This window comes from Desulfonatronospira sp. (assembly GCA_003563255.1).
Classification (GTDB): domain Bacteria; phylum Desulfobacterota; class Desulfovibrionia; order Desulfovibrionales; family Desulfonatronovibrionaceae; genus Desulfonatronospira.
In genome coordinates, this window is the sequence record PWSL01000094.1 from 1 (window position 1) to 4,450 (window position 4,450).

3 protein-coding genes and 1 pseudogene are annotated in these 4,450 nt (G+C 52.9%); 1 reads left to right on the plus strand and 3 read right to left on the minus strand.

Annotation, left to right across the window (positions count from 1 at the left end; all coding sequences use genetic code 11):
* Positions 1-188: 188 nt before the first annotated feature.
* From QZP87_RS02855 to QZP87_RS02865, 3 genes are all read right to left on the minus strand, one after another.
* Complete coding sequence (locus tag QZP87_RS02855) at positions 189-605, minus strand: hypothetical protein (RefSeq protein ID WP_291321409.1); 417 nt, start codon at positions 603-605, stop codon at positions 189-191.
* Positions 606-935: 330 nt separating this feature from the next.
* Entirely contained in the window at positions 936-2,297 is a 1,362-nt protein-coding gene (locus QZP87_RS02860; RefSeq protein WP_291321410.1) for a sigma 54-interacting transcriptional regulator, read from the minus strand.
* On the minus strand, positions 2,294-3,364 hold the full coding sequence (locus tag QZP87_RS02865) for a glycosyltransferase (protein WP_287044470.1): 1,071 nt from the start codon (positions 3,362-3,364) through the stop codon (positions 2,294-2,296). The genes QZP87_RS02860 and QZP87_RS02865 overlap by 4 nt, the downstream gene beginning before the upstream one ends.
* Positions 3,365-3,907: 543 nt before the next feature.
* On the opposite strand from QZP87_RS02865, the pseudogene QZP87_RS02870 reads away from it, so the two are divergent.
* Positions 3,908-4,450: pseudogene (locus QZP87_RS02870) on the plus strand (sulfite exporter TauE/SafE family protein); the annotation flags it as partial.

The window sequence follows — 4,450 nt, forward strand, 5'->3', positions numbered from 1 at the left end:
CACTACAGCGAAACTTATATATCGACCTCCGGGGACTGGCTCTTTTGCCGCCTGATTTTTTGTTCAATTGCAAGTTTTCAAACGGCAAAAGTGCCTGTCCCCAATTGAGACAGGTTATAAATTTTTGAAGTTTCGCTGTAGTGTTATGTGTTAAAAGTTTTTGGTCCGATTTAAAAAGCAAATTAACTTTACTGTAACGCTGCAGACTCAATGTTTCGCATGACTGAGGCCACATATGTTTTTGATTCCCGGTTGCGGGTCTGCATGTACACGGGGCAGCCGGGCATGCAGAATTCAGGGGAGTCCAGCCTGCCTTCTGCAAGGGCCTGGACCACTCTGTCCCAGGGACCGGTGACATAGGAGATGACCTGGATGTCCCAGGCTGTCAGTATATCGTGCCAGAGCCTGGATATAGCGCCGCAGATCAAAACTTCTATACTCAGGGAGGACAGACGGCGAATCCTGGCCAGGTTGTCGCTGTCGGATATCTCTTTGTACTCCAGGGGGATGGTTCTTACCGGGGATAACTGCACCAGGAGAATCTTCCCGGAAACATCGAATACCGGAGCAACAAGATTGTTCCATTTACTTACAGCTAATTTCATGTCTTTGATCCTTGTGAAGCAAGGTACAAGCACGAATTATGCCCAGGGAAAGATAAAGGGCATTTTATACGCAATCGTTTAATATGTATGGATTTTTTATTGGGATGGCTTGCAGAAAGTGTTGCAGTTATGCTACAAGAATAAAAAACCATGTTGAATAACTGCAACATAACAAGTGAGCACATGGGGACAAAAGGGTGTTGAAAGCGGGAGTGCATCCCGTGCTGGCGGCTTATGGGCTTTTGCGGGGGAATTCGGCGTACTGGGGGCTTGAAGGGTGGTGCAGGGATTGCTGCGTGATCATCATCACATGTACAGCCTGGAACCGGTTTACAGGCCCATTTTTTTCATCTTGCGGTACAGGGTGCTTCTATGCATGCCCAGCAGCCTGGCTGCCTGGGACAGATTGTTCTGGGACTGTCTCAGGGCCCGGGAGATATTTCCTGCTTCCAGGGCCTGCCTGGCTGAATACATATTCAGGGGTTCCCCGGCCCTCTGTTCCCTGAGGATCAGGTCCCGGGGCAGGTGACTGCGGGTTATCTCTTCCTGGCGGCAGAGGACAAAGGCCCTTTCAATGATGTTTTCCAGTTCCCGGATGTTGCCCGGCCAGTCATGGCTCATGAGAATGGACAACACCTGCGGATCCACTCCCCGGATCTCCCGGTTGAACAACAGGTTGAACCTGTCCACAAAATGCTCCACAAGAAAAGGTATGTCCTCTTTTCGATGTCTCAGGGGAGGCAGGTCAATACGGACCACATTGATGCGGTAGAAAAGGTCCTGGCGAAATGCCTTGATCTCCACGAGATGTTCCAGATCCTTGTTGGTGGCGGCGATAATCCTGGCATCGGACTTTTCCGAGTGGACAGCCCCCAGGGGCTCGTAGCTCTTTTCCTGCAGCACCCGGAGCAGCTTGGTCTGCATGGCCGGGCTTATATCGCCTATTTCATCCAGGAAAAGGGTCCCTCCCCGGGCCTGGGCAAACCTGCCGGGCTTGTCCTTCTGAGCCCCGGTGAACGCCCCGGCCTTGTATCCGAAAAGTTCCGACTCCAGCAGGGTATCTGGAAGGGCGCTGCAGTTGACGGCCACAAAGGGTGATTCCCGGCCGCGGCTTAAGGCATGAATGGTCTTGGCCACCAGTTCTTTGCCGGTGCCGGTTTCCCCCTGGATGAGCACGGTGCTGGTAGTCTCAGCCACTGCCGGTGTCAGTTCCAGCACCTTCTGCATGGCCGGGCTGTGGCTTATGAGCTCGCCCATGTCGAAATCGCCCTCGAGCTTAAGGCGCAGGCTTTCCATTGCGCTTAAATCCCTGAAGGTCTCTACTGCGCCGACTGCCTCGCCCCGGGAGTTGCGCAGCAGGGATGTGGATACGCTGATGGTGATGCGCCTGCCTTTGGCGTCGACAATATAGCAGACCTTGCCTACCACGGCCTTGCCAGACTTTCTGGTCTGGCTGAGAGGACATTCTGCTTCGCACAGACTGGAATGAAACACCTCCCAGCATGGGCGGCCAATAGCTTCGTTCCTGGAGATCCCGGTAATCAGCTCTGCAGCCCGGTTGAAGGAGGTGATCTGCCACTGGTCATCTACTGTGAACACCCCGTCGGAGATGCTTTCCAGTATGGTGCAGTTGAACCCGTCACAGTATGCTTTGGTCTCATTCTTCAAAATCATTGTTTTTTGTGGGGTCATCCGGAGTTGTCCATGTATTTAAACAGGTCATAAAATCGCTGTCCATAGGTTTCCTTCTCCAGGACCTGGGCCTGCAGCCTGGAGCGCATGCTCTCCCGGGCACCATGGTCATGCAGGTAGTACCTGACCTTTTCCGCAAGCTCACGGGGATCTCGAAAGGTGACCACATAGGAGTGAAAAGGCTGTTTTTTCAGAACGGATTGTTCTTCGGTAATCTGAAAGCCCCCGGCGGCCGGGATCTCGAAAAAGGCCGGGTTTAACCCGTCATGCTCTGCAAAGTCCCGGCCGTGTGGATTAATTACAATGCTGGACGAGGCATAGGCCTCCAGGTTCCGGGGAGGAAAGATCAGGCCGTTATGCCTGACCCACTGGCTGTCGGACCAGCCTGCACCCCAGACATCCACCTTCTGGCCCAGGGTCTCACTCACCCGGCGGACCAGTTCTTCTTCGTACTCCCCAAAGGGGGCGATGAGCATTACTTCCCGGCCGTACTTACGACGCGTGCCTGATGTTACCTTGACCTTGAGCTTGTGATGGTAGGGACAAGCGGCAAAGGGAAGGTGAACTACATTTTTGGCACCCCGGGAACGCAGCAGCTCAACGTTTTTTTCAAATGACAGGGCCACGACATCCACCAGTTCATCAACCTCCTTGATCCTGTCTATCTGGTCTTCCCGGCGAACAGGCGGACCCCACCAGTAAATGATGCGGATAATGGGGTTGAGCTCGCGGATATTCTCCACGGTCTTATGGTCAATGAGTCCCTGCAGACTGATAACCAGTGGTGTCTTGTTTTTCTTGACCATATCCCACAGGCGGTGGTTGGACATGGTTTCCCAGTCCACGAATGTGCCGGGCAGGCCGAACTTTTTCAGCAGGTTGTGCATTCGGTTGGAGATCCTGGACATGGGTTCGGGGCAGTCATGAAAATGGATGGCCGACTCCAGTCCCATGGAGTAAAGTCCTGATTCCACAACCCATGTCCATCTGTTTCCGGCCATGGGGCCTTCTATGGTGACCTGTTTCTTGCCCGAGGTCTTGGCAGGGCCTTCAAAAACCCGTTTCATGAATTCCGGCTCCTGTTTAACACTACAGCGACACTTTGTGTTAATCTTTGCCTCGGCCACCGGGGACAGGCACCCCGCACTAATAATTTCAAAGACTCTGAAAACCTTACAGAAAAATAAGTGCGGGGGAGCCAGTCCCCTTTGAGTTCAAATAAAGTGTCGCTGTAGTGTTAATTGATATGATTTTTTTTTTGCTTATATCTGAACATTTGTCAAGTAAACACGGGTTGAGGGGTGAGTTGACAGCGCTTGTGATTTATGTTGCAATTTGCTACAGTGATGTATTTTGTTGTTGCAAGATGGACGAAAACCGGTTAAATTTTTTTAATTGTTTTTTGTTGGTCAAGAAGGTGTTTTTTGTCTGGAAAGAACCAGTCCCTGTGGGATTTGGTGATTTGATCTGGGTCTGCGGGCGATTCTGCCCTGACTTTTCCCCTGGTTTTTCTTCTCCGGCTGGTCCTGCTGTATTATGGGCTGTGAGAAGCTGGCTCCGGGTGGAACTGTCAATAACAATGAGAAAAATTTCACAGAAGGAGGGGAGTTATGTCCAAGTGGTTGAAGTCGCCCTGGCTTGAGCTGAACATCATGATAGCACTGGCGGTGCTTTCTTACGGTGTGCTGGCAGTGGCGGCCGCTTTCGTGCCCACCCCCGAGGGTGGCATGCCCGGTGGAGTTCTGGTAGGCTGGCTGGTGGGATTCTTCATCGCCAGCACCATCATCGCCATCCTGGCCACCATCGGCGGAATCGGCGGAGGAGTGCTTTTTACTCCTCTGGTCATGGCCTTCACCCCGGTTGACAGCGTCATTGCCAGGGGAACCGGGCTTATAGTGGCCATGTTCAGCGGTCTTATGGCCACGGGGCCGGTAATGCGCAGCGGCCTGGCCAATCTCAAGATGTGCATCTTTCTCTGCGTGGCTTTTGCCATCGCTGCCTTCTCCGGGGCCCAGGGAGCGGTGATTGTGGCCGCCCACCTGGGCGAGTTCGGCGAAGGACTGGTGCGTATGCTTCTGGGTCTGCTCATCGGCGGCCTGGTTGTTTACTTTATCATGGGCGGAAAAAAGGTTGAATGGCCTGATGTCAAGGTC

Excerpts from the sequence above, each read along its gene's own strand:
- QZP87_RS02855 (WP_291321409.1), bottom strand. The coding sequence starts at position 605 with ATGAAATTAGCTGTAAGTAAATGGAACAATCTTGTTGCTCCGGTATTC.
- QZP87_RS02860 (WP_291321410.1), bottom strand. The coding sequence starts at position 2,297 with ATGACCCCACAAAAAACAATGATTTTGAAGAATGAGACCAAAGCATAC.
- QZP87_RS02865 (WP_287044470.1), bottom strand. The coding sequence starts at position 3,364 with ATGAAACGGGTTTTTGAAGGCCCTGCCAAGACCTCGGGCAAGAAACAG.